At 48.2% G+C, this 24,983-nt stretch carries 24 protein-coding genes; 9 read left to right on the top strand and 15 right to left on the bottom strand.

The window, feature by feature from the left end:
* Window positions 1-26 precede the first annotated feature (26 nt).
* From CEK71_RS16880 to CEK71_RS16895, 4 genes are all read left to right on the top strand, one after another.
* Window positions 27-395: a hypothetical protein gene (locus CEK71_RS16880; RefSeq protein ID WP_088620473.1), complete on the top strand. Its 369-nt coding sequence runs from the start codon at window positions 27-29 to the stop codon at window positions 393-395.
* A 71-nt stretch (window positions 396-466) separates the two neighbouring features.
* The gene (locus tag CEK71_RS16885) at window positions 467-748 is read left to right on the top strand and encodes an HU family DNA-binding protein (protein ID WP_088620474.1); all 282 of its coding nucleotides are present in this window, start codon (window positions 467-469) and stop codon (window positions 746-748) included.
* 640 nt (window positions 749-1,388) lie between these two features.
* Window positions 1,389-2,324 carry a hypothetical protein gene (locus CEK71_RS16890; protein WP_088620475.1) on the top strand — a complete coding sequence of 312 codons (936 nt, stop codon included), beginning with the start codon at window positions 1,389-1,391 and terminating at the stop codon, window positions 2,322-2,324.
* Between the two features lie 37 nt (window positions 2,325-2,361).
* A complete protein-coding gene (locus tag CEK71_RS16895; RefSeq protein ID WP_157679350.1) occupies window positions 2,362-3,096 on the top strand; it encodes a glycosyltransferase family 25 protein in 735 nt (244 codons plus the stop codon).
* A gap of 134 nt (window positions 3,097-3,230) precedes the next feature.
* On the opposite strand, the gene CEK71_RS16900 is transcribed toward CEK71_RS16895, so the two are convergent.
* On the bottom strand, window positions 3,231-4,655 hold the full coding sequence (locus tag CEK71_RS16900) for a hypothetical protein (RefSeq protein ID WP_198328275.1): 1,425 nt from the start codon (window positions 4,653-4,655) through the stop codon (window positions 3,231-3,233).
* A gap of 370 nt (window positions 4,656-5,025) precedes the next feature.
* Between CEK71_RS16900 and CEK71_RS16905 the strand changes: the two genes are divergently transcribed.
* Window positions 5,026-6,942, top strand: coding sequence for a calcium-binding protein (locus CEK71_RS16905; protein ID WP_088620478.1), 1,917 nt, complete (start codon window positions 5,026-5,028; stop codon window positions 6,940-6,942).
* A gap of 575 nt (window positions 6,943-7,517) precedes the next feature.
* On the opposite strand, the gene CEK71_RS16910 is transcribed toward CEK71_RS16905, so the two are convergent.
* Window positions 7,518-8,873 (bottom strand): hypothetical protein, encoded by a 1,356-nt coding sequence (locus CEK71_RS16910; protein WP_157679352.1) that lies wholly within the window; start codon window positions 8,871-8,873, stop codon window positions 7,518-7,520.
* Between the two features lie 380 nt (window positions 8,874-9,253).
* Between CEK71_RS16910 and CEK71_RS16915 the strand changes: the two genes are divergently transcribed.
* Window positions 9,254-9,610 (top strand): hypothetical protein, encoded by a 357-nt coding sequence (locus CEK71_RS16915; RefSeq protein WP_088620480.1) that lies wholly within the window; start codon window positions 9,254-9,256, stop codon window positions 9,608-9,610.
* A gap of 51 nt (window positions 9,611-9,661) precedes the next feature.
* Here CEK71_RS16915 and CEK71_RS16920 read toward each other — a convergent pair whose 3' ends face one another.
* From CEK71_RS16920 to CEK71_RS16950, 7 genes are all read right to left on the bottom strand, one after another.
* Window positions 9,662-10,492, bottom strand: coding sequence for a CvfB family protein (locus CEK71_RS16920; protein WP_088620481.1), 831 nt, complete (start codon window positions 10,490-10,492; stop codon window positions 9,662-9,664).
* A gap of 128 nt (window positions 10,493-10,620) precedes the next feature.
* Window positions 10,621-11,247, bottom strand: coding sequence for a TetR/AcrR family transcriptional regulator (locus CEK71_RS16925; RefSeq protein ID WP_088620482.1), 627 nt, complete (start codon window positions 11,245-11,247; stop codon window positions 10,621-10,623).
* A gap of 84 nt (window positions 11,248-11,331) precedes the next feature.
* Window positions 11,332-11,895 (bottom strand): CDP-diacylglycerol--glycerol-3-phosphate 3-phosphatidyltransferase, encoded by a 564-nt coding sequence (pgsA, locus tag CEK71_RS16930; RefSeq protein ID WP_198328277.1) that lies wholly within the window; start codon window positions 11,893-11,895, stop codon window positions 11,332-11,334.
* Window positions 11,885-13,723: an excinuclease ABC subunit UvrC gene (gene uvrC, locus CEK71_RS16935; protein WP_088620483.1), complete on the bottom strand. Its 1,839-nt coding sequence runs from the start codon at window positions 13,721-13,723 to the stop codon at window positions 11,885-11,887. The genes pgsA and uvrC overlap by 11 nt, the downstream gene beginning before the upstream one ends.
* Before the next feature lie 207 nt (window positions 13,724-13,930).
* Entirely contained in the window at window positions 13,931-14,209 is a 279-nt protein-coding gene (locus tag CEK71_RS16940) for an RnfH family protein (protein ID WP_088620484.1), read from the bottom strand.
* Window positions 14,202-14,633, bottom strand: a complete 432-nt coding sequence (locus CEK71_RS16945) for a type II toxin-antitoxin system RatA family toxin (protein ID WP_088620485.1) — start codon at window positions 14,631-14,633, stop codon at window positions 14,202-14,204. Before CEK71_RS16945 ends, CEK71_RS16940 begins: the two co-directional genes overlap by 8 nt.
* A 2-nt stretch (window positions 14,634-14,635) precedes the next feature.
* Complete coding sequence (locus CEK71_RS16950; protein WP_088620486.1) at window positions 14,636-15,994, bottom strand: sodium-dependent transporter; 1,359 nt, start codon at window positions 15,992-15,994, stop codon at window positions 14,636-14,638.
* Window positions 15,995-16,131: 137 nt separating this feature from the next.
* Here CEK71_RS16950 and smpB point away from each other — a divergent pair, with 137 nt between their 5' ends.
* The 3 genes from smpB to CEK71_RS16965 are packed head-to-tail and all read left to right on the top strand — an operon-like array spanning window position 16,132 to window position 17,541.
* Window positions 16,132-16,617, top strand: coding sequence for an SsrA-binding protein SmpB (gene smpB, locus CEK71_RS16955; RefSeq protein ID WP_088621673.1), 486 nt, complete (start codon window positions 16,132-16,134; stop codon window positions 16,615-16,617).
* Between the two features lie 6 nt (window positions 16,618-16,623).
* Entirely contained in the window at window positions 16,624-17,184 is a 561-nt protein-coding gene (locus tag CEK71_RS16960; RefSeq protein WP_088620487.1) for an isochorismatase family protein, read from the top strand.
* Window positions 17,185-17,187: 3 nt separating this feature from the next.
* Window positions 17,188-17,541, top strand: a complete 354-nt coding sequence (locus CEK71_RS16965; protein WP_088620488.1) for a HopJ type III effector protein — start codon at window positions 17,188-17,190, stop codon at window positions 17,539-17,541.
* A gap of 163 nt (window positions 17,542-17,704) precedes the next feature.
* Here CEK71_RS16965 and CEK71_RS16970 read toward each other — a convergent pair whose 3' ends face one another.
* The 6 genes from CEK71_RS16970 to CEK71_RS16995 all read right to left on the bottom strand — a co-directional run bounded on the left by CEK71_RS16970 (window position 17,705) and on the right by CEK71_RS16995 (window position 24,293).
* Window positions 17,705-18,337, bottom strand: coding sequence for a response regulator (locus CEK71_RS16970; protein ID WP_088620489.1), 633 nt, complete (start codon window positions 18,335-18,337; stop codon window positions 17,705-17,707).
* Between the two features lie 17 nt (window positions 18,338-18,354).
* On the bottom strand, window positions 18,355-20,541 hold the full coding sequence (locus CEK71_RS16975; RefSeq protein WP_088620490.1) for a PAS domain S-box protein: 2,187 nt from the start codon (window positions 20,539-20,541) through the stop codon (window positions 18,355-18,357).
* Window positions 20,542-20,610: 69 nt separating this feature from the next.
* On the bottom strand, window positions 20,611-22,170 hold the full coding sequence (locus tag CEK71_RS16980; protein WP_088620491.1) for a metallophosphoesterase family protein: 1,560 nt from the start codon (window positions 22,168-22,170) through the stop codon (window positions 20,611-20,613).
* 94 nt (window positions 22,171-22,264) lie between these two features.
* Window positions 22,265-22,672, bottom strand: coding sequence for a hypothetical protein (locus tag CEK71_RS16985; protein ID WP_088620492.1), 408 nt, complete (start codon window positions 22,670-22,672; stop codon window positions 22,265-22,267).
* A 61-nt stretch (window positions 22,673-22,733) separates the two neighbouring features.
* Complete coding sequence (locus CEK71_RS16990; RefSeq protein WP_088620493.1) at window positions 22,734-23,273, bottom strand: GTP-binding protein; 540 nt, start codon at window positions 23,271-23,273, stop codon at window positions 22,734-22,736.
* Window positions 23,274-24,293, bottom strand: coding sequence for a hypothetical protein (locus CEK71_RS16995; RefSeq protein ID WP_088620494.1), 1,020 nt, complete (start codon window positions 24,291-24,293; stop codon window positions 23,274-23,276).
* Window positions 24,294-24,983: the final 690 nt, after the last annotated feature.

Genomic DNA, 24,983 nt, shown 5'->3' on the forward strand with positions numbered 1-24,983 from the left:
TTATCGCTATCAGTTGTAAAGGTTTTATGCACTTTCGCGTCCGTAAGAACGTTATCCAGCTTATCCGCGTCACTTATGACGGCAGCACCAAAAAAGGCAGCAACGCCATCATCGGCTCGGTCAGATTATCCGCACCTGAGCTTAGCGATGAATTACGCGTAAAACTGACCGAAGCCGAGGTGCGGGCGTTTCAGGTATGGCTGGATACACAACACAAAACGCTGATGCTGAAGGAAGAGGTGGCGGCTTTGACGCTCGCGGAAACCCTCTCCTTGGCGGAACGATGGTTTGAACGCGGACAAGGCGGTGATGCCGCTGCTATGGCCGCCCAAGATATTGTGTTCCAATGGCAGGCATTGCGTAAGGTTTTTTTAAAAAAAGGTTTACTTGAGTGAACATTGGGTTTACTGGTAATTTGCAGCCGTAAGGCATATTTTTTAATCATTGTAAGAATATAGGGTGTAAAATGAAATCACTTGAAGTTGTAGAATTAATAAAACAAACCAATCCTAAGCTGTTAGGCAAAATGCCGGACGCTAAGGCGGCAAAAATTATCGCCGCTGCTTTGCTTGAAATCGGCAAACAGATCAGTGCGGCCGAAGAAGGTGCGGTAAAAATTGCAGGCCTAGGATCATTTAAAATTCGCCAAGTCGAACGCGAAAAAGACGGCGAGAAGACAGCCGTCAAAAAAGTAATTTTTACTGCCGCTAAACCGAAGCCTAAAAAAGCGGGAAAAGCGGAAGGGTAGTCCGCTCCATTATTCTACTAAATGCAAATAACGCCAGTAATCGTTAAATTTTATTAGCCCCCAGCAACACTGGGGGTTCTTGCGATCATTCATGGCCTACAAGTTAATGCTTTGGATGGCTTAAGTGATTAAATAGCTACTGGGGTGTTCTTGATAAATAAAGGAAGACCCCTTTGGCAAACTAACTGATGAAATTCAAAAAAAAGCTCACCACTTTTATGTCACAAAAAGAATGGGAGAATTTGGGATGGCTTGGTTTTTAGGTCTCGCCGTGCTTAGGTAGCACAGAATTATCCCGCTTTGGGCTTTACGCTTCCAATATTCGTGTTTTGCTGAATCATGTCAGGCCGTATTAGGCATCCTCAATATACCATTGATATCAAGTTATAATACGTTTAGTCAATTGAGTTTGAATGCTTATTTTTGAAGGAAAGGAGGGTAAATATTTAGTTTTAAAAATCAAACTCTTATGCTGACTTTTTGCACCTAATTGCTGTCTTATTGATATTCAATTATTTTTCACCAAGTAATGACGCTATTTTTAATTACCTAATTCTGAATACCTATTTTTGAGGATGCGGAATATCAGTTTATAATATAGCGCGTATGTTCTACACTTGCCATTGCCCTTAAATTAGACATGAATTTTATTTTTCATATTGGTACACATAAAACAGGTAGTACAGCACTACAAAGCTTTCTATTCTCCAATAGGGACATGCTATTAAAGCTAGGTATCCTTTATCCAACAACAGGACTAGTTGACAAGGCTCACCACGATGTAGCTTGGATGATTGGTTCGGGCAATGTTAATAAAGTAATGGAGTTGTTCGCGAAAATAGAAAGCGAAGCGTCTGCTTTAGGCCTAGAAAATGTATTGTTAAGCTCGGAGGAATTTGAGTTTATCCGCAACATGGATATACTAAAAAATCACATTGCCAAAAAGTTTAAAATAAAGACCATTGTTTTCATTCGGCGACCAGATTTTTATTTAGAGTCAGAATATAATCAACACGTTAGGATGTATAGTATAAGATTTAAGAACGACATCTATAAGTTTTATTTCCATATTGATTTTTTAACACGACTTAATTATCGTCATCTTTGTAGCTCATGGAATTCTTTTTCGGACGTGAACGTTATTAATTACGATCACTGCCTTACTGAGAAACAAGCCATTTTTAAGGCTCTCATAAAACACATTGGCATTGACTGGGATGATAGTTTTTCTATACCCTATGATAGGGAATCGAATATTAGTTTGTCTAGCATAGGAACCATCTATCTTAGCCGGATGAATAGATTGGATTTTTCTCCCTCATTGCATCAAAATGCCATTAAGGTTGTTTCTGAAACGTTTGATTCGTTACCTAAACGATGGCTCTTATCCTTGGAAGATAAATTGACGCTATGGAGAAGGTTTGACAGCACCAATAGCTTTGTTTCCAAACACTATAATGTTGAGCCTTTTGCCAAGCCTTGTGCGACTGAGAGTATGGATGAAACACCGATAGATTATCATAGTGACTTCAATGAAGACATATTTTGTACATTACTTAATCAAATTAAAGAATGACCTTAAAAATGTCTCGAAAACAATATACGGAAAAAATATGAAAATAGGTAAATATGTCATCGGCTTTTCTAACTCAAAAAGAATCGAGCTATTCTTTGAGCGTAACCTTCAGTTATCGGGCTTTGAACAGGTAGAAGCCATTAATGGGAAAGCAATGCCTTTTTCATTGACACTACGGTTGTTTAAAAAAGACTTCGTTGACCATCAGTTAAGCCGTAATAGTGCCTCTTGGTTACAAGGCACCTTGGGTTGTCTGTTGTCGCACATTAAAGCTATTGAACAGGCTCAAAATGATGATGTTGATTATGCTTTGATTGTTGAGGATGATGCTGTTTTCCGGGCAACACCTGACGAAATTTTTGTGGTCGCTAGAAATCAAAATTACGATATTGTCTATATTAATGACCGCATGAGCCTTGACCGCCTATTTCTGGTCAATGGCGAATACACTATTTCTGATTTAACGGCTTCCAACTTGAAAGGCACTGGAGCCGAAGCGTATATAGTGTCCCGAAAAGCTATGCCAGTTCTACTAGACCTATTTACCTCAGCCATAGCCAATGGCTTACCTTGTGGTTATGATGGTTTCTTACAGAGCATTGTGTTAAAACAAAGCGATTATGAAAAAACTCCCAATGCCTTGGATGACCGACCCGGAAAAAAAGGTTTATTGAAATGGCTTGCGTTTCGTAAGATAGATTTAAATGTAGGTGTATCTTCCCCGACGTTAGTTAAGCATGTTGATGATGGCAAGTCATTGATTCGTGACTGATGAAAATTAATAAGTAACTGTGCAAAAGTCTTTTAACAAACAAGCCTGATTTTTACAGGCATGTAGATATAAAAATGTTAAAAGATTTATGAATGGTTACTTAGCTTTTAATCAGGAAATTTTTGCACACCTACTCATGGTGCGCTAACTAATTTAAAATCCGAAATTTCAAACAAAATACTAGAAAGCCCAGGAACTTCATAGCCAATATTGACTGATGAAATGCCAAAATGGCTAAGGTAAGCATCATTATTTTCAGCGGCTCTTGTAACGTTATTGACTAGGCGCGGCGGGATGTAGAAAATTTTATCATCATCTGACTTACCTTGATTTAGGTCATTTTGGGTGGCTTCCATCTCCAAAATGGCTGACTTGATAAGAGGCAGTATATCAGCCGAAATATGGGCAGGGACATTAACTTGCTTAAAGGGGTTGTGGATGAAACCACCAGGGACTAATGCCCGGAGGTCTTGTCCATACATAAACATTTGGGTATCCTTATCCAAGCCAACCGCCCCTGTGTCAAATTCTTTCCGTTCATCGAAAAGGTTAATGCCATAGTGAAAGCCTCTATTTTGAAATTTACAATAAGCAGGGAATTCCTTAGGCGTACTTGCTGAGGGAGGCTTCATTGCCGGACAATGGTTATCCATCCAATCTACAGGGATAAAAAAGCGGAATTGTGTCCCGTGTTTTCTAGGGTCATACATCGCTTGAGCCCCGTCGGGAATAGGGGTAGTGGTGATTCTGTCGGTTTTGATTTGTACTTCCTTGAGTGTGGCAGCTACAGAAATATTTAACTTCGAAACGCTTTCCAGCCCAATCCGTTGATACTTTTTGGAGAGCAAAAGAGCCGACCAATTCTTGTCATGACCATCGCGATAAAAGGTATCACCAAACAGTGCCTTAAAATGCGCCGTCGACCTGAAAAAAAGATCAACGGAGTGGTCTCGGATTTGGATAAATTTAGCTGGCCCGCCCCCATCGCCTCCGGGTCTGACCAGCTTTAGCATCCCATTTTCTTTCACTAATGAAGTTTGTGGATCGCAAAAAGAATCCTTATTTCCTAAGGCTCCCCATTCCGCTACCCGCCAAACCAACTCACGCCAATTCCTATTGTAGGTTTTCACAGCATCGGGACGTTGATCGGTATCCTTGTCAATGTTAGCCAAAACAGGGTTGCTGCCTTTACTATAGCTAATCTCACATGCCCTAAGATTGTTTGGATGTTCTTTATTCGGAACCTCTCTTACAATCATAAGATTTTCGGGCGCATCTTTCATACGGAGTTCGTCTACCATATCAAAAAGAATTTCTGGCTGAGTGGTATGGAGCTTAGCCGCTTTATTATCCCAACTGGTTACATTTTGGTAGCTTTCTCCCCCACAGTTGTATTCACACGTTAATCTGCCAATGTCACTATTGCAGGAAACCGCAAAGCACATGATGGCGGCAAAAAGTATATTTTTTTCAAATCGTCCCATAAATATTGGCCTTTTCAAAATAAAAGCGAAAAATGTTAAATCCCCTGAGCGAACTGAAAACCATTTGGATTGCATTTATAGCATCAACGTGGAGATACGTCTGTAAACATACCCCATTCAGTTGATAGTTGCGTAGCGGCGGCATCTATTTGTATAGGTAACGTTGAATAATCAGTGTATGTCTAATTTGTTTTCATGCGCCAATGATACCCTTTCTTGGTTTGGATGTATAAGATTCGTTGATAACGTACTTTATTCCATACCAGCATAAAATCTCTTTAATCCCTCCACCCACAGCACACCATTATCCCCCTGCCTCCCTTAAAAAAATATTAATTTTTTTATTGTGTGATTTAGTACCTAGCTATTTGATTTTTTAGCGTATAAACTTTGCCTGAAGTGATTCCCCCCCCCACACACACAACACGACTCAAGGTGGTAAACAATGGCAACCTATAATGGCGACAATGGCAATAACACTTACAATGGCACAGCAGGTGATGATGTCATTAATGGCAATGGCGGTAACGATACCCTAAATGGCGAAGGTGGCAACGACATCATCAATGGCGGCACCGGCAACGACACTATGTACGGCGGCTTGGGCAACGACACCTACCTGATCGCCAAAAACGATGGGACTGACTGGATTTCTGATGAAGGCGGCACCGATGTGGTCAAATTCACCGACATGCTCGCTACTGATATCAGCAGCGTCATCAAGTATTACAATGTTTTGTATCTGACCTATAGCGGTGGTCGGCTGGGAGTTTATAATGATTTTGTTTATAATAATAATAACACGGTAAATTATCGCATCGAACAGTTCCAGTTCAGTGACGGGACGGTCTGGAGTTGGGCGGACATCAGCCAAAAAGTACTGCAAGGCACCAGCGGCAGCGACAACCTGTGTGGCTATGACGACAGCAACGACACCCTCAATGGCTTCGCGGGCAATGACTCACTTTATGGTTATGGCGGCAACGATACCCTCAATGGTGGCACCGGCAACGATTATCTGGTCGGCGGCTTGGGCAACGACACCTACCTGATCGCCAAAGCTGACGGGAAGGGCACCATTTATGATGCTGGCGGCACCGATGTGGTCAAGTTCACCGACATGCTCGCCACCGACATCAGCTACGTCAGCCAAGCCAGCTCCGGCAGCAGTTTGTTGCTGACCTACGGCTCTAGCCAACTGTTTGTTCAAAATTACTTTTATCCAAACTACCGCATTGAGCAGTTCCAGTTCAGTGACGGCACGGTGTGGGGGGAGGCCGACATCAAGGCGCACATTAGCCTGACCGGCACCAGCAGCGATGACACCCTCTATGGCTATCACGACAGCAACGACATCCTTAACGGCTTGGCGGGCAATGACACGCTTAACGGCGGTGATGGCAATGACACCCTCTATGGCGGCGCGGGCAATGACACACTATGGGGTGATGGCGGCAATGACACACTTAACGGCGGTGATGGCAATGACACCCTCTATGGCGGCGCGGGCAACGACACCCTCAACGGCGGCAATGGCTTTGACACCGACTCATATTGGGATGCCACCGCTGGTGTGACCGTCAACCTAAGCCTGGCCACGGCGCAAGACACCGGCGGTGCCGGCATCGACACCCTGACCAGCATCGAAGCCGTCAAAGGCGGTAACTACAACGACACCCTGACCGGCAATGCCGCCAACAATATTTTGTCGGGCGGCTGGGGCGACGACATCCTCAATGGCGGTGACGGCAATGACAGCCTGATGGGCGGGGCGGGCAACGACATCCTCAACGGCGGTAATGGCTTTGACATCGCCCAATACTGGGGTGTCACCTGGGGCGTTGATGTGACCGTCAACTTGAACCTGACCACGGCGCAAAACACCGGCGATGGCTTCGACATCCTGACCAGCATCGAAGCCGTCAACGGCAGCGCCTACAACGACACCCTGACCGGCAACGCCGTCAACAACACCTTATGGGGCGAGGGCGGCAACGATGTCCTTAACGGCGGCCTGGGCAACGACACCCTGATCGGCGGCTTAGGCCACGACAGCTTTGTCTTCAATACCACCTTAGGCCCTGGCAACATCGACACCATCACCGACTTTAGCGTCACCGCCGACACCATCCAACTAGCGCAGTCTATCTTTACCGCCTTGGCTACCGGAGCCTTGGCCGCCGACCAATTCAAAATTCTCGGCAACGGAGGTATTGAAGACAGCAACGACCACCTCCTCTACACCACCACCTCCGGTGCCCTGTCTTACGACACCGACGGCAGCGGCGCGGCGGCGGCGGTGCAAATCGCCATCCTCGGCAAGGGGCTGGCAATGACTTCGGCGGATTTTATGGTAGTTTAACCCCCTGCCCCCTTGCGGAAAACGCCCCGTTTTCCGCAAGGGCGGCAACCTACAGTCATGGCAGGGAATATTCCGCCAAAGGCTATTCCCTGCCGATGGCCGCTTCCGTACAAGAGCCGTAACGTCCAGTGCAGCCAAACCTTTCCATACCAATGTAAATCCTTCAGGCTTCCAGCCCCAACAAACCATTAAACTTCCCAATTCTCTTAAAAAATTCTAATTATCACGGATTATGGGGTATTTTCAAAGCGCTGTATTTAATTGGTTCTATATGAGTTTCAATGTCTTTTTGTCATTAATTAATATAACGACCATAAATCTACCCGTTATTTCGGTAATTCCTTTATACCCCGTGGGTATGCCGAAATGACGGGTATTTTGGATGTAGCCAAGCTTATTAATGGGTTACCCTACCTCTTTGGAAAAAGACCCTGAAACCCATATAGAGCCTTTTTCAATATTGCAGAAATGACTGACATCAGTAATTAAGCAACGCTGGTTTGACCCTGGCCGGCTTCAATGCCAACATGTATTAGGCCGCTTGTATAACGTCGGGTTCCATGTTCGTCTGGCCATTAGATTAGATTAACATCATAGCGATAGAATATTTCCCATGCCAGTGCCTTAGGTTTATTATATAAAATATCGCCATTATGTGCTGCCGACACATAGCGGCTTTTAAGCAATAAAGTAAAACCATTATTGCTGTTATCTTCTTTAACAATGAAGTCATCGCCTTTTCCCGACTCCATGCCCTTTAAATGCACTTGGCCATGTGGGTCAATAGCACAGGCGAGGAATCTGTTTTTGCTCCATATTGCCGCAACTTCATAGCCGGATAGCTTAACAAGAAATATCGGCTGCAAATCCATTTTCTCAGACTCCAATGCGTTAAGGTTTTTATGGCAAAGTATCCCGTAAAAAACGCTGTAGACCAATACGGTCTGATGGTGGGTTACCAGGATTCCTTGTGTTTTAATCATGGCCGTCCGGGCGCAATCGTCCAGTGCTTCTTGCAATAAGTTAATGCGGTGTCGGCAGATAGACGGGCCTAAGCGTGTTAGCACTTCATTGGCTTTCTCTGGTTTGCCTTGGGCGATAAAATATTGGAACAACTGCGAATTTAAGGCGTTATTCTCTGTAACGCCCAACTTGGTAGCCAATTCAGCATTTCCCAACACCCGGTGTACGAGCAGCGGATGCCTATTGATGGCTTTTTGTAACAGGATATGCTTTCTAATCCTGCTATTACGCCTTATTTTGCTGACAATATGCTTTAAGTGCGGAATGTCATCCCGTATAAATGTCGTAATAAGCTCGGCTAAGTTTGCCGTACCCGCTAAAATAGAAGTGACGTGATGTTGGGCTGTATACACATTGACAGAGGCAAGGTTTTTGCATACAGCGGCTATTTGGTTATGGTGAAAGTCATCAACCGCATACGAGGGATCATGCAGTATGCAAATACGCCCCGCCATATCTTCCATCCGAATGCCCATGCCTGCCATTGATGGCTTAAAATAATGCTCATAGCCACTGCTCTGGCCGGCGCATTCATTGGGGTCTATAGACCACTGCGGACAGAAGGCAAGCACTTCCGACGCCCCCAATAAAGCCGAATATTTAATTGCGGCGTACCCGCCCATTGAACCGCCATAGGCAACCCGGCAGGAGAATTGCCTCAGGATAGCAATCTGCCCAATTGCCGCCGCCATACTGGCAGACGGAAACCAATTGGGCGTTTTTGCCATAAAACCGATGCAATTCAAACCTAATTTTGTCACTGCCGTATCGGCATAAAACTTGTTGCCTGCTGCTAGCGAGATAAGGTCACCAAATGTTATCAGTAAGTAATCCGACTCTCCGGGTTGCCAAATTACTATTAATTCACTATCTTCATATAATACTTCACGGTACATAGTAAAAACCAAATGGCAACAATAGGTGGAGCCCAACTATAACTGTTGCTTTTTACAAAAAGCAACAAAAACTATAGATGCCGTATATTTCAAGAGGCTTTATTGAAAATTATTTAACAAAATTAATAAGATAAAAAACGCATAGGATCAAGCGCGTTAGCAAGCGATGGTCACTTAATGCAGGCAACCGCCATTTCTATAAAATATACTGATTGTACCAGATTATGGGGTTGCTAAAAATTCATTGATACCAAATTAAATCAATTGAATACGGATTTTTTAACATTTAACACTCCCCCCCTTACAAGTGTAGGTTTTTAAAAAGTGACGGGGCAAAGCGTTGAGGGTAAATTGATGAGTGTCATCAACATCCGTTTACCGAAGGTGCCGCCATGCCCCGCCATCCAGAACTATACCAATGGATCGACACGATTGCCATGCATTTTCCGTCCCTCAGCAAGCCAGAGGCATTGGGCTTGGCGTTGTGGAGTTTTGGCATGGTCGTCGCGCGTTCATGCAGCCTGACCGCCGTGGCCGACGTGTTGTCGCCGCTGCTGGGGCAAAAGTACAACACGCTGCGTGAAAGGTTGCGTTTTTGGGGCAATCGCCAATTCGGCCAGGTGGGTGAGCGGGTCGACCAGGCCGTCGGCGACGGGTCTGAGGAAAAAGCCCGCCGCTATGCCTGTCAGCATAAGGATGATGGTCAGCCACGCCGGAATGCCGTTGGCCTGTTTGCCTTTAGAACGTGAGTACCGCTTGGAATCCCGATCGTATCGTCCCATATCCGCCTCGCCGAAAAGTTAAGGTACTAATTTGATGCTGGTTTTGTCTAAGATGATTTTTTGGTCTTTGTATAAGGCGCCGATGGCTTGTTTAAACACTTTTTTGCTCACGCCAAAGGCGGCATAAATCGCTTCCGGCGGGCTTTTGTCGCTCAGTTGCAGTTCCCCGCCGTTCGCCGCCAGTTTCGCTAAAATGGTGTCGGTCACTGAGGTGACTTTTTTATAGCCGGGCTGGTGTAAGGTCAGGTCGATTTTTAGGTCTTCTTCCCTGATTTGTTTGATGTAGCCGTCGATGTGCTGGCCGGGGGTGACGGTTTGGAACAGTTCGTTGCGGTAGAGCATCCCCCAGTGGGTCTGGTTGATGATGGCCCTGATTCCTAGGTCGGTGCTTTCGGCAATAATCAGAGCCACTTTTTCGCCGACTTTGAAATCAGCCGAGGTTTCGCTTAAGAAACGGTTGATTTTGGTGGTCGCCAAAACCCGGCTTTTGTCGTCCAGAAACAGTTTCACCAAATACGATTGCCCGACCTGCATATCCAAGTGCTGTTCGCTGAACGGCACTAGCAGGTCTTTACGCAAGCCCCAATCTAAAAATGCACCGACATAATTGACCGAGACCACGGGGAGCCAGGCAATTTCGTCCACTTGGGCGGTGGGGATGCGGGTCGTGGCGGCGAGATGGCCGTCGGTATCGACATAGACAAATACCTCCAGTTCCTCGTCGGCCTCATGGTTGGGGGGCAAGCGGTCGATAAGCAGGACTTTATTAGACGTTTCGCTGCCCAGATAAATGTCGGCGCCTTGTTGTTTGACGATTTTCAGGCGGTTGACTTTGCCGATCTGGATCATAAGGGAGGACTCTCTGAGGAAAGGGGATGGGGCTATTATACCGCAGTCTTGTGGACTTTTGGCGGGGGCTGGCTAAGCCCCGCCGTAATAAAGGCTGTTATGGCGGGGCGGGCGGCCTTGGTGGGGGCTTAAAATACGGAGGATTTTTTAGCGATCAGGTTCCAGGCCGCTAGCCAAGTTTGGGGGCGGTAGGTGTCGGCGGGTTTGCTCAGTTCGCCAGTTAAGACCATCGTTAAGGTGTTGTTGATGATGCCAAAAAAGTAGGTGTTCGCCAGCATGGGGTCAATGTTACGGATTTCTCCGGCACGGATGCCTGCTTGGATGATTTTGAGGATTTTAATAAAGGCTGAGGTTTGCTGGAGCGGCTTTTGTTCGGGGAGAAACTCATGGAGGGGCATGACCAGCAGAAATTTCATGATGGCCGGTGCGTCATCGGTGAGTTTAAACAATAGGTCGACCACGCCGCGCAATTGCTCGGATGATTTCTGTGTCCGCCGCCTGATGTCGTCTATGGACACGTTCAGGCTGTCGAGGATGTTGTCGTAGAGCTTATTGGCGATGCTGTGTTTGCTGTTAAAGTGCTGATAAATGGCACTGACGGTTTTTATGTCCGCCGCTTCGGCAATATCGGTTAATGAGGTGTTGAAATAGCCTTGTTCCGCAAACAATTTGAGTGCCGCAACCAGTATTTCATTCTGTTGTTCAGATTTGCTCTGATCAGATTTGCTCTGAGTAGTATTGAGTTCCTGTTCCATTTTCTTCTTTCACAGCCAGTTCAATAGGCTGTATCTTATAATTTGAGTGAAACCAAGGCACTATAGGCGGTGGTTTGTAATGTTTTAGGTTTTTGCTATCGCTATCAAGGCGGCTTTCAAATAGTTGACCATAGACCACAGCGTCAGTAACGCGGCGATATAGAGCAGGCCGTAACCGAGGCTGTTGACCGGGATGCCGAACAAATCGTCGCGGTATAAGAGCAGGCCGATGGAGACCATTTGGAAGGCGGTTTTCCATTTTGCCAATTGGGAGACGTTAACGGTCGCCCGTTGGCCGATTTCCGCCATCCATTCCCGCAGTGAGGCAATAGTGATTTCCCGCCCGATAATGACGGCGGCAGGGATGGCCAAACCCGGCGATCCCTGTTGCTGTACCAGCAAGACCAATACCATGGCGACCATCAGCTTATCGGCGACCGGGTCAAGGAAAGCGCCAAACGGGGTTTCCATGTTCATTTTCCGGGCCAAATAGCCGTCTAGCCAGTCGGTGATGCCCGCGACAATAAAAATCAGCGTACACGCGACATTGGCATGCTGCCAAGGCAAGTAAAAAACGACTGTTAAGAGCGGGATTAGCGCGATCCTTAACAGGGTTATATTGGTTGGTAAGTTAAATTCAATTGCCATCTTGATGATGAAAATGCTCGTAAATTCGTTGTGCCAATGGTTGGCTAATGCCGTCTATACTGCAAAGTGCGTCTACCCCTGCTTGGGCAATCCCTTGTAAGCCGCCGAACTGCTTTAATAATTGTTGCCGACGCTTAGGGCCTAATCCGGCAATGCCTTCCAAACTGGACTGTTTTTTGGCTTTGCCGCGCCGTTGCCGATGTCCGGTAATGGCAAAGCGGTGCGCTTCATCGCGGATATGCTGGATGAGCAATAGGCCGCTGGCGCCCGCTGTGATGTCCAAAGGGTGTTCCTGGCCGACCAAAATCAGCTGTTCCATGCCGGGTTTTCGGTCGGGCCCTTTGGCAACGCCGACTATCATAACATTGTTTATGGCTAATTCCTCTAGTGCCTTTTGCGCCGCTTTCACCTGACCTTTACCGCCGTCAATAAATAAGATGTCCGGGGCGGGGTGTTCGCCCTGTTGCAGGCGTTTAAAACGGCGGGAAACGGCTTGGCCAATGGCGGCATAATCGTCGCCGCCGGTGATGCCTTCGATGTTAAATCGCCGATAGGCGGATTTGACCGGGCCGTTTTGGTCAAAAACTACGCACGAGGCGACGGTTTGCTCGCCTTGGGTGTGGCTGATGTCGAAACATTCCAGACGTTGCGGCAAGGTTGGGCAGCGCAATTGCTGTTGCAGGCTGAGAAAACGCCCGTGCAGGCTTTGTTTGTCGGCGAGTTTGGCAGCTAAGGACAGTTCGGCGTTGGTTATCGCCATTTGCAGCCATTTTGCCCGCTCCCCGCGTACCCGTGGGCTGATGGTGACGGCATGTTGGGCTTGGTGGCCGAGCATTTCCGTCAACAGTTCGGTTTCGGGCAGGGCGTGGCTGACGATCAGCTCGGCGGGGATGGGTTTGTTGAGGTAATATTGGGCGATAAAAGCCTGTAAAACGGCGCTGGCTTCGTGTTCGTCGCCTAGGCTGGGAAAGTAGGCCTTATTGCCCAATTGCTGGCCGTTACGGATAAAAAATACCTGTACGCAGGCACTATTGGCTTGGGTGACGCAGGCGAGGATGTCGAGGTTGCCTTTTTCACCTTGGATATGGCTTTTTTCCAGCACCGTCCGCAGGCGGGCGATTTGGTCGCGGTGAGCGGCGGCTTGCTCAAATTCCAGGGCGGCTGAGGCCTGTTCCATGTTACGGATGAGCTGTTCGATCAGCAAGCCGCCTTGGCCGTCCAAAAACAGTTTGGTATGGGCGACATCTGTGGCGTAATCGGCGGCGCTGATGAGGCCGACGCAAGGGGCGGTGCAGCGGCCTATCTGGTGTTGCAAGCAGGGGCGGGTGCGGTTGTTATAAACGCTGTCTTCGCATTGGCGTACCGGAAACAGTTTTTGCAGCAGTTTCAGGCTTTCTTTAGCGGCGGTGGAACTGGGATAGGGGCCAAAATAGTGGCCGGCTTTTTTCTTCGCGCCCCGGTGCAAGGTGATGAGCGGGAATGCGTGATCGCTAAGATAGATATAAGGGAAGGATTTGTCGTCACGCAAACAGATATTATAACGGGGTTTGTGGCGTTTGATTTGCTGGCATTCCAGCAATAAGGCTTCGCTTTCGGTGTGGGTGACGGTCACTTCAATGCGGCAAACTTTTGCCATCATTACCTGTTGTTTGGGGGAGGCCTGATTGTTTTTGTAGTAGCTGGAGACGCGGTTTTTAAGGTTTTTCGCTTTGCCGACGTAAATGAGTTCGTCTTGGCCGTTAAACATTTTATAAATGCCCGGCAAAGTGGTCAGGTTTTTTAAAAAGCTGGCGCTGTCAAACACCTGGCTGGGCGTAGTCGGTTCCACAATGGTTTGGCTGCAAAGTTGGGGGTAGTGTTAGGAATGGGTAGGAAATAATTTAGGCAAACGTTAAAAAGTATGGGTTTTGGAGCGCGGGCATCTTGCCCGCGCTCCAAAAATGCTTATGCCGAGGTTATTTTATACACGTTCCTTAGGCGATAGGCGGTTAAAAGGCGGGTCTGTCACCGTTTACGGCATAACTGACCGCCATCCTCACTTTGCCGCCCGTTGCCGTCTGGCCTCTTTAGGGTCATGGTAAAGGGGGCGGTAGATTTCTACCCGGTCCCCGTCTTTTAAAGGTTGCGTTAGGCTAACCATGCGCCCGAAAATGCCGACGTTGAGGCTGGCCTCGGCCAGTTCAGGGCATTGCTGGGTAATCCCTGAGGCGTGGACGGCGGCGGCGGCCGTGGCGGGTGCGGGCAATTCTACGGTGATGAGGAACTGCCGGTCTGGTGTGGCGTAGCCGACTTCAATATGCAGCGGTTCAGACATATACTTGTTTGGCGCGGGTGGTGAAGGAGCTGACCATGGTGTTGCAGATTTGGTTAAAGACCGCGCCGAACGCTAGGCTGGCAAGCTTGCCGGACATTTCAAACTCTAAGTCCAGACTGATTTTGCTGGCATCTTCACGCAAGGGCATAAAATTCCATACCCCTTCCAGATACGAAAATGGCCCGTCCAGTAAGGACACGGTGATTTTGCCGCCTTGGTCAATGCGGTTGCGGGTCGAAAAGGCTTTTTTAAAACCGCCTTTGGAGATGGATAATTCCGCTTCGACCACGCCGTCGCCCCGTTTGATAATGCGGCTGCCGCTACACCACGGTAAAAACTGCGGATAAGCTTCTATGTCGTTAACCAAATCAAACATTTGTTGTGCCGAATATTTGACCAAGGCACTTTTTTGAACAAGCGTCATTCCTAGAGGACTCCTACAACGTGTAAAAAGACGAAAAACACACCCGCAGGTGCAAGATATTTAATCAGTAATTGCCAAATTTGATACTGCGGTTTAGGTAAGTCCAGTTCCGCTTCGCTATGGTCTGCCGTCATCATCCAGCCGGCAAAAATGGCAATGGCGAAGCCGCCTATTGGCAACATCAAGTTGGCGGTGACATAATCCAATAACTCGAACAGATTATGCCCGAACAGCTTAAATCCTGCCCAGCTATTGAAGGAAAATATACTGGCGAAGCCTAACAGCCAAGTCAGCAAACCGGCCCATAGCGCGGCTTTTTCGCGGCTAAAACCGCGTGCTTCGACCAGCCACGCCACCGCTGGCTCGATCAGGGCGACTGAGGAGGACAACGCCGCCAGCACCAGCATGACAAAGAACATAATGCCGAACAGCCAACCGCCAGTCATAGAACCAAACGCAATCGGCAGGGTTTCAAAAATCAGTCCGGGGCCGGAATTGACGGGCAGGCCGTTGCTGAACACAATCGGGAAAATGATGATCCCCGCCAGTAAAGCGACTACGGTATCGGCCAGGGAGACGATCACCACGGTTTCGGTGATGGAGACTTTTTTCGGCAAATACGCCCCGTAGACCATCACCGCACCCATGCCTAAGCCTAAACTGAAAAAGGCTTGGCCCATCGCGGTCAGTACCGAGCCGCCCGTTAATTTGCTGAAATCCAAATTAAACAAAAAATGCAGGCCTTGGAAGTAGCCGGGGGTGGTCATGGCGTAGCCGACCAACAAAATCAGCAGCACAAACAGGCTGGGCATCAGCCAACGCAAAGCCTTTTCCAAGCCGTTATGGATACCTTGTTTAACTATCCACATCGTCGCCAGCATAAACGCGGTGTGCCAAAAAGCCAATTGGATAGGGCTGCCGATAAAGTCGGCGAATTGCTGTTTGATGGCGGGCGCGTCCGCACCAAAAAAGCTCCCGGTAAAGGCTTTCAGGACGTAGCCCGATGCCCAGCCTGCAATGACGCTGTAATAGGACAAGATCAGAATCCCGGCGCTGATGCCCATCCAGCCCAGATAATGCCAGTGTGGGTCGGCGTGGGCTTCGGCGGTCAAGGTCTCCATCGTGGTGATGGGGTTATGGCGGCCACGGCGGCCCATAAGGGTTTCCGCTATCATAATCGGCGCACCGATCAGCACCACACACAACAGGTAGACAAGCACGAAGGCGCCGCCGCCGTTCTCGCCAGTGATGTAAGGGAACTTCCAGATATTGCCCAAACCCACCGCTGAGCCAGTCGCGGCGAGAATGAAGGCGAAATGGGATGACCATTCGCCTTGAGGGGATTTTCTTGTGTCTGTCATGTGCGTAGCCTCAAAAAACTCACTTTAATTATTATTATCGGATTATTATCGCGTAAAATAGCAAAATTATGCCGTTGCGTCAGTTTAATTTATCTGGCAAAGGCTTTATCCTTATCTATCAGTGTATTACCCGCCCTATGGCCGATAAAAATTCTAAAAAAGCAAAATCCCAACAAAACTCGACGATTGCCGTTAACCGCCAGGCGACCCACGAATATTTTATTGAAGAGCGGTTTGAGGCCGGACTGGTGTTGCAGGGCTGGGAGGTAAAAAGCCTGCGGGCGGGTAAGGTGCAGCTTAAAGAAAGCTATGTGGCGATTAAGCGCGGCGAGGCTTGGTTATCGGGGGCGCATATTTCGGCTTTGTTATCGGCTTCCACCCATATCAACCCCGAAGCGGTGCGCTCGAAAAAATTATTGCTCAACCGTTATGAGCTGAATAAGCTGATTGGGGCGGTGGAGCGCAAAGGTTACACGCTGATCCCTTTGTCGATGTATTGGAAAAGCGGCCGCGCCAAATTGGAAATTGGTTTGGCGAAGGGCAAGCAACTGCATGATAAACGCGCCGCGTCTAAAGACCGCGATTGGCAGCGCGAAAAAGCGCGGATTATGAAAAAAGGCTAAGGGCTTATGAATACACATCCTAATTTGGCGGCGGCGGCGAATAGCGTCCTTGTTGTGGTCGACATCCAAACCCGTCTGACCGCCGTAATGGCCGAGGCAGGGGGCGTGAGCCAGTGCGTGACGGTGTTGTTGGCGGCGGCGCAACGTTTGGCGGTGCCGGTGCTGGTGACCGAACAATATCCGCAAGGCTTGGGGGCGACCGAACCGGCACTGCTGGCGGCCTTGCCCGCACAGACACCCGTATTGGCTAAAACAGGCTTTTCCTGTTGCGCCGCACCCGGCTTTATGGAAGCGTTGCAGGTGACCGGGCGCAAACAGGTTATTTTAGTCGGCTTGGAAACCCATGTCTGTATTTTGCAAACGGCTTTGGAATTGTTGTTTATGGGCTATCAAGTGCAGGTGGTGGCTGATGGTGTCTGTTCGCGCGATGCTGAGCATAAGCGCTTCGCGCTCAAACGCCTACGCCAGCAGGGGGCGACCATCACCAATTACGAATCCGTGTTGTTTGAGTGGCTGCGCGACGCCGCGCATCCTGAATTTAAAACCCTTTCCCGATTATTGCGTTGATTTATGTCCTTAACTTTGTTTCTTGAAAAATTAGCCCACCATATCCCGGTCAGTTTTGCCGAAACGATGGCTATTATTGAAAGTGCCTACCACTATAAGCCCGTAGCCTTTTACAACGGTTTGGGCGAAGGCCGCCTGTTGAGTCCGGCGGGTAGCAATGAAGGCTCTTGTAAGATTTTTGCTTTTGCCCAGATCCATCAGCTTGATGAGGCAACAACCTTAAGTTTGTTCGGGGACTATTACCGTTTGGATGTACTAAATGACCCGGATGGCCAGGGACATAAGAATATCAGAAACTTTATGAAGTACGGTTGGGCGGGGATTACGTTTGAAGCTGAGGCGTTAGCGGCTAAATAAAAACGGCCTGCTTCTGCCGGGATAGGCCGCCGGGTTATTTGAACATCCTTTTTATATCGGCTTGGCTTGCCCGAAATGCCTACAAGCCATTACCCTAATTCTGGCCCTTATAGGGCGCAGGTTCGCAGGTATGGCAAATTACCATACAATTATTATGGTGTTTTTAATCCAGCAAACCGTGCTTTAACGCATAACAAATAATATCGGCGGTTGAATGCAGGTGCATTTTGGCCATCAGCCGGGTCCGGAAGGTGCTGATGGTTTTGACGCTCAGCGTCATCTCTTGGGCAATTTCAGAAGTGCGCCTGCCCTTGGCGACGGCCAGAAAGACTTGGTATTCACGGTCGCTTAATTTGGTATGGGGCAGTTTGTTCTGGTCGGGGTTTAATTCCTCAATTAATTTATCGGTCATTGTGGCGCTGATATATTTACCGCCCTTCGCTACCTTACGGATTGCGGCGACCAATTGGTCGGGGGCGCTTTCTTTGGTGAGATAACCGTCCGCTCCAGATTTGAGCATTCTGATGGCGTATTGGTCTTCAGGGTACATGCTTAATATCAATATGGGTTGCTGCGGATTTTTCTGTTTGGCTAATTTGATCAGCTCCAGCACATTTTTGCCGGGCATGGCGATATCCAGCAGCAAAATGTCCCAGTTATCGGCCCTGAGCATTGCCAGGACATCATCACCTGAAGCCGCCTCCCCGGCGATTTCCATATCAGGCACATCGGCGAGGATTTGCTTTAAGCCCTCGCGGACAATCGCATGGTCGTCAGCCATCAGTATTTTAATCATTCATTGTCCCCACCGCCCTAAGCGGCTTGGATGGGCATGGACAAACTGAGCAGGACACCTTGTCCTGGCCGTCCGTCCAGCTTGAGTTCACCGCCAAAATAGCGGGCGCGTTCGTGCATACCTTTAATGCCATAGTGGTCGTGTTTATTGATCTGCGCATGCGTCATGCCACAACCGTTATCCAAAATATACATCTGTAAATTATTTCCGCTCACACTAATTTTAATGATGACCACAGTGGCCATAGAATGGCGGATAATGTTGGTTAACGCTTCCTGCATAATCCGAAATACCGCCATGCTGTGCTTGTCGTCGATGTCAATAGGGTGTTCCGGCATGGTTAACAGGCACTTCATTTGGGTTTGCTGGCGGATTTTTTCCAGATGCCACTCTATGGCCGCCAATAGCCCCAGATGATCGAGAATGCTGGGGCGTAGGTCGGTAATGATTTTTCTGACGGTTTGGATGGCATCGTCAACTTGTTCGGTCATATTGACCGTTTTGGCGCGGCATTTTACCCAGTCAGCGGGCAATTGTTTGTTTAGCCAGCTCAAATCCATTTTTAGGACGGTCAACAGGCTACCCAGTTCATCGTGGATTTCGCGGGCAATCCGGGCCCTTTCCTCTTCCCTGGCCAGTTCTAAGTGGCTGGATAGTTTCCGTAGCGCATCTTCAGCCTGTTTATGCTTGCTGACATCATGTACGGTACAGATAAACAAATGTCGGCTATCGACGTTAATTTCAATAATGCTTAAATCCATCGGGAATTTCGAGCGGTTTTTCCTCAGCCCGTAGGTTTCGTGCCCGGCGCAAATGACATTCTGGTCGCTGTCATTGTTTGTGCGGCCTAAATACGCGTCGTGCCAATTCCACTCAGGATCGGTCAGCAGCAGGGTGATATTTTGGCCAATGAGTTCATGCGCTTGATAGCCGAATATTTTTTCGATGGACGGGTTAATGCTTTCAATAAGGCCTTGCTGATCGATAATAAAGATGCCGTCAAACACATTGTTGAAAATGGCGCGTAATTTGGCTTCTTTTCTGCTGAGTAAGGCCTGCATTTCGCAGCGTTCGGTGACATCTTTTTGCACTCCGACGAAATGGGTGATGACGTTATTTTGGTTGCGTATCGGCGAAATATGGATTTCATTCCAGAAGAGACTGCCATCCTTGCGGTAATTGCGCAGCACAACGTGTGCGTCGCAACCTTCATGCAGGGCGGTGCGTAATTGGGCAATTTCGGCTTGGTTATGGTCATGTTTATTCAAAATACGGCAATTTTGCCCGCGTATTTCCTCAAGGCGATAACCTGTCAAATTTAGGAAGGCATTATTCGCATAAATAATCCCATAATCTGTGTCGGCCAAGCCGGAGATGACGATGCCGTTACTGCTGGATTCGATCGCGCACTGCATCAGGCGCAATTGTTCTTCGGTTGCCCGCTCCCGCGTCAGGTCTTGAATGCTGCCGTAAATACGGATCACGTCCGCATGGGCCGGGTCACGGATAGGTAAGGCATAATCTTTCAGCCAGTAACAGCCGCCATCGTTGCCGATGACACGGTATTCGGCAATGTTTTCAAAGCCGGCCCGCAGTTGTGCAAACCGATATTGGATAATGTCCGTATCATTCGGATGGATGGCCAGTCCTGTGCCGTCAAGCGGTGCGGCGGCATCGTTTATGCTATCCCGACAATTGATGATGTGTTTAAATGATGGGCTCATCCACTCAAAGACCGGCTTATTATCAGGCCCTATGCGCATGGCATAGGTATAGTCGGATTTTAACCGTAAGATGCCTAATAACAGGCTATCGTTTTTATCCTGAAAGAGGGGAGGTAAGTCCGGCTTACAAAGGCTGGCGGTTATTGCGTCGCCTAAGGTACGGCGGTGGCTTTTGGGGATATAATCGGCCATGCCGCTTTTTATGGCGGCGGCGGCTAGCATTTCATCGCCATAGCGGGTCAGCATGATGACCGGTAGGACGGCATGGTCACGACGGATTTGCCGGAATAAAGCCAAACCGTCTGTCCAAGCCAGCCGGAACTCCGTCACCACCCCGTCGAAATCGGCTTGCACCATGCTGTGCGCGAAAGCGTCCGGGCCGGCAATTTCGACCGCCTCCACGTCAGCAAATTGCTGGCTTAACACTTGGATGGTCAGGGCGCGTTCGGCGGCATCATCGTCAATAATTAACAGTTTCATAGGTTTTTCTGCGGTGTGCCAGTTCCGTTCCGGCTTAACGTATGCCCCGCCCACCTAAGGCGGCATCAATTAACGGCCATTAAGCAAGCGTAGCGACAGCTCTTCGGGTAAATTGAATTGGCGCAGTTTGGCGATGACTGGGGCGTTGTCATAAGGCAGTCCTATAAAGGTGACTTGCTGTTGTTCTTTATCGTAAATGGCAAATTGGGCTTCTTGGCGGCCATTACGCGGTTGCCCTACCGACCCTGGGCAAACTAAGGCTTGTTGGTAAGTGGACAGCCGTACAGTTTGGCCAGTTTCGTGGCTGTCTTTATGTCTGTTACGCGCAAATACGCCGGGGATATGCGAGTGTCCGTGAAAGCATAGCGCCAAACCGTTTTGCTGCATATAATCCAGATTATCCTGGTACGTCATAATGTAAACATACGCGTAAAAATAGTCCGCGTCCATCGGTGCGCCATGTACGGCATACCAGTCGTCCTGTTTGATAAACGGCGGCAATTCGCTAAGCCATTGGCGTTCGTCGGCGGACAATTGGCCGATTGTCCAATGAATGACGGCTTTGGAACTGCTGGAAAAGCTGCTTGGCGTATTGCCGCTCGCCACGCCCTCATCGTGGTTACCTTTGATGATATGGAAAGTGCTGTCCTGCAGGCGTTGTATGCATTCTTTAGGGTCGGGGCCATAGCCGACAATATCGCCAAGGATAATGCCTTGGTCAATGCGCTCGGCGGCAAGATAATCCAAAACACAGTTGAGTGCCGGATAGTTGGCGTGGATATCGCCCAGCAAGGCGAAAAAACGTCCGTTAGCGGGGCGGCGCACTACTTTAGGTGCTGGAGGGGCGGTCTCCACAATGGCCGCAGGGGGTGTTTTGGGGGGATGGTGCCGTAAGCTGCCGATTAAAGTGCGTAACAGGTACTCCTTATCGGCATTCGGCATGAAAACCGTTTGCAAGTGCGCGGCAATAGTCAGATGGGAATGTGTGCCAGGAAAAATGGTTTCGACCAGCACCTGTAATTTATGGCCTAATTCCTCTATAAAAGCATTGTCGAACCAGTGGTAAGTGCGGATATAGACACCGAGCATGACGGCAAAGGCGGTAAAATCATCCCAGCCATAATACTCGTCGTCCAAATAATACATGTCTCCCTCGGTGGAGAAGGCGAAGTTTGACAGGCCTTCATCCAATTTATGCCCTGTCGTTTTGGCCAAGTTTAGGTAAAGCTTGAATACAGCCATCAGCAAATCCAGATTATGCCGCCGATCCGCTGCGGATTTCAGGGCGATATTAACGGGATAAAGGCGCGGGCAAATGCTGCCGACTTGGCACTCCCCGGAAGGGGTCAGCAGTAACAGCCAGGTTTTATAGGGATGGTGCACGCGAAGGCGCTGCTCGTTATGCAGGGCTTGTTGTAGCCAAGCGCGGGCTTTGTCAACGGGCAAAGCCAGTTCGGTGCGCACTTTGATAACGTCAGTGTTGTTGACATACAGTTGTGTGCAGGGCCGGCCAACAAAGTCGCTACCCAACGCTAAAGCTTGCGGGCCTGCATTTAACAGTTCGCCGACATATTTAGGGCTGTAGTGGGACTGTCCGTCAATAGAGCCGATAAGTTCGATAGTCCACATAAGGTTACGGGCAGCCTTAACTTAAGCGAAAAGTGCCGGAACGGCCAGCACCCTTAAGGTGCTGGCCGTTCCGCGAGGAATGCAGGGCAAGATGTTAAGGGCACAGCGGGGCAATCAACGGCATATTTCTGCGCACGGCTGCCCAACCCATGCCTAAATGGGTTTTTCTGTTGGTGATTAAGACCACTAAGGAATCGGGTTTTTCTGGAACAATCGCCATAAAATGTAAGGTGTTTGCCGTGGTCATTTGCACTTCTTGGATGGTTTTTTCAACCACCTTACCGCGTTGGGTCGCCAGTAAAGACTCCACTGCCCGGACGTTTTTGCCGCGCAGCATATCGACAGCCGCCGCCGCGACGGCTTCCAGATAGGCATTGGTAAAGTAAGGCACATTATGCGCTGCGCCAATCAAAAGACCGGTCTCCAGATCAACCACGGCACATCCTAAAGCGCCGTCCACATCCGCGACAATGCTTTGTAAAAGATCATCTATTTTTGCCATTTTGAAGAATTCCTAAAATAATAAAGTTTTGGTAACGGCCTCTGGCCGGGGTGGGTTACTGCTAACCATGTTCAAGCAAGGCCAGCAAAGTATTCAGTAACAGCTTAATATCCGATAGCTTACGCGCATCGGTAGGGATAACCGGCCACGGGTCGCCGCGCTCTGCCAAGGCGTTATAGTAAACATCCAACTCTGGCTGCTGTGTCTCATCATAGTGGGTGACACCAATAATAGCCGGATTGTCGAGTAAGAAACGGTAGTTAAGGTTGAGGTAATAGTCCAGTTCCTGCAAGGGGTTGTCATGGCTATTGTCTATCAGGATAACCAGGCCTATTGCCCCTTTCGTCAGGATGTCGGTCATGAAATCAAAGCGGCGCTGACCGGGTGTGCCGTAAAGGTATAAGGTTTCACCGTTTCCTAGGCTTAGCGTCCCGTAGTCCATTGCCACTGTTGTTGATGGCTTGCGTTTGATGACGCTGGCTTCGGAAGGCTTAACATCGGTTGATATGGGTATGTCTTCGCTAATAGTCTGTATGGCGGTCGTTTTTCCTGCCCCGACACAGCCTGTAAAAACTATTTTGATTTTATTCGCAGTGTGCATTTATTTTAAACGGTTCCTGATTTTGTTCAGAAGGCTTTCCCGCTCGGTATTGGGGATTTTTTTATGTAATTGGATGGTCAAGCCTTTTTCAATTAAGCCGATTAAGAAGCACGCATTATAAAAGTTGTAAATATCGGTCGCTGGCATTTTGACAGACGCGGCTATTTCTCCTAATGCTAAGGCGTTGCTGTGCATAAACGCCGCCAACCTGACATAATTGCCGCACTCCGGCAGTTTAAAATTGGGCCACTGGAGCAGGTTAACAATGTCTTCAGGGCTGCTGCCCTGTAAAAGGCGGCCTTGCGATGATTTATACGCCACATACCAAATAAGGTCTTTAAGCGGGCCGGTGGGCATATCGGCGTTGCTGACCGTGCGTTGTAAGTCGGCTGGCGTAACCGGATAGGCCGATAGGGAAGGAGGGTTGGCTAGACAATAAGGGGCGAGGTTTTCTAAGGCTTCAGATGAGTAGTAAACGTTGGCTACCGGATCAATCCACAGCTTAAGCGCATTAGCAGTAATAGCAAGGGGTTGGGCGGCGGATCTGGCTTCTAACAAGGCTTTTAACAGGCCTTGTTCTGGATAAAAAACCGTCGATGTGTCGGGTGCTTCCGCTATAGTATCGGTGATAGGTGGTGCTGTGGCGGCTTGGGCATCGGCGTGGGGTTCTTCTTTGGTGGGTGCGGATGCCGGATCGGCTGGCTGAGGTTGTTTTTGCCGGTTGAGTACGGCCACCAAAGAGTGCAAACTCGGAATCATGCGGGTATTGACGAAAATACGCTGTTCGGCATTATTAGGGTCTTGGGTGCACAACAAACGCCGCTCTAAGGGGATGCTGGAGTCTATCGTTGCTTGCAATGGTTCTTCGGTGAAGATAAAAAAATCGGCTTGCCCTTCGTTGCTGACGATTTTCCATTGCTGTTGCAATTTAGATTCGGCCAGATTTAGGATGGACTCAAAATTAGAGCGTTGCGCTTCGTTAAATCCTACCAATTTGATAGTTAATTCACTAACAGACATCTATCGCATCTCCGATGGGCTTTAATTTTGTGGGTGGATAAATTAAAAAATAGCACTGTTGTGGTGTCACACCCCTGATAAATTCAACTCAGTGAATATATAGGGACGTTTTCCGAACCTGTTAGCCTGTTTTTCTGTATTGGGCAGTTCTTATTCGGTCTGTAGTATTTTTTAATCTATTGCAATAAAAGCCATTGATGAAATTCGGTTTAATTAGCATATTAGAACCCACTATTATAAATTTAAAGATAGGGGTTTAAAAGCAGCTAAGGGCTTTAATATTTGTAGGAAAAACCTTACAAATATCAAAATATTCCTACAATTTAGTCTGATTTGTTAAAATCACTGAAGAGAAGCCCTGTTCGCCGCTTCGTTTCCGCGCCATGCACAATTCTTTACGGTCAAAATGCCATTTTGCATAGTATTGCAATAGATTAAGCATTCCCCAGCATTTTATCCTTATCGGTTCTTACCTTCCCCCTTTCCCCCATTTGTCTGTTTATGATGCCTAATAAAAACCCCCATAGTAACTTCAATATATTTTTAAAATGGACTTATCATCATTTTCATCATATTATATATTTTCACCAGTAATCTGACGATTTTTACAGGCCGTAATCGATTTCTTTACTGAAAAAAACGTTGTCAGATTTATTTTGGCGGTAACGAATTAATTTTTATACAAAATAA

Source organism: Methylovulum psychrotolerans (assembly GCF_002209385.1).
GTDB classification, from domain to species: domain Bacteria; phylum Pseudomonadota; class Gammaproteobacteria; order Methylococcales; family Methylomonadaceae; genus Methylovulum; species Methylovulum psychrotolerans.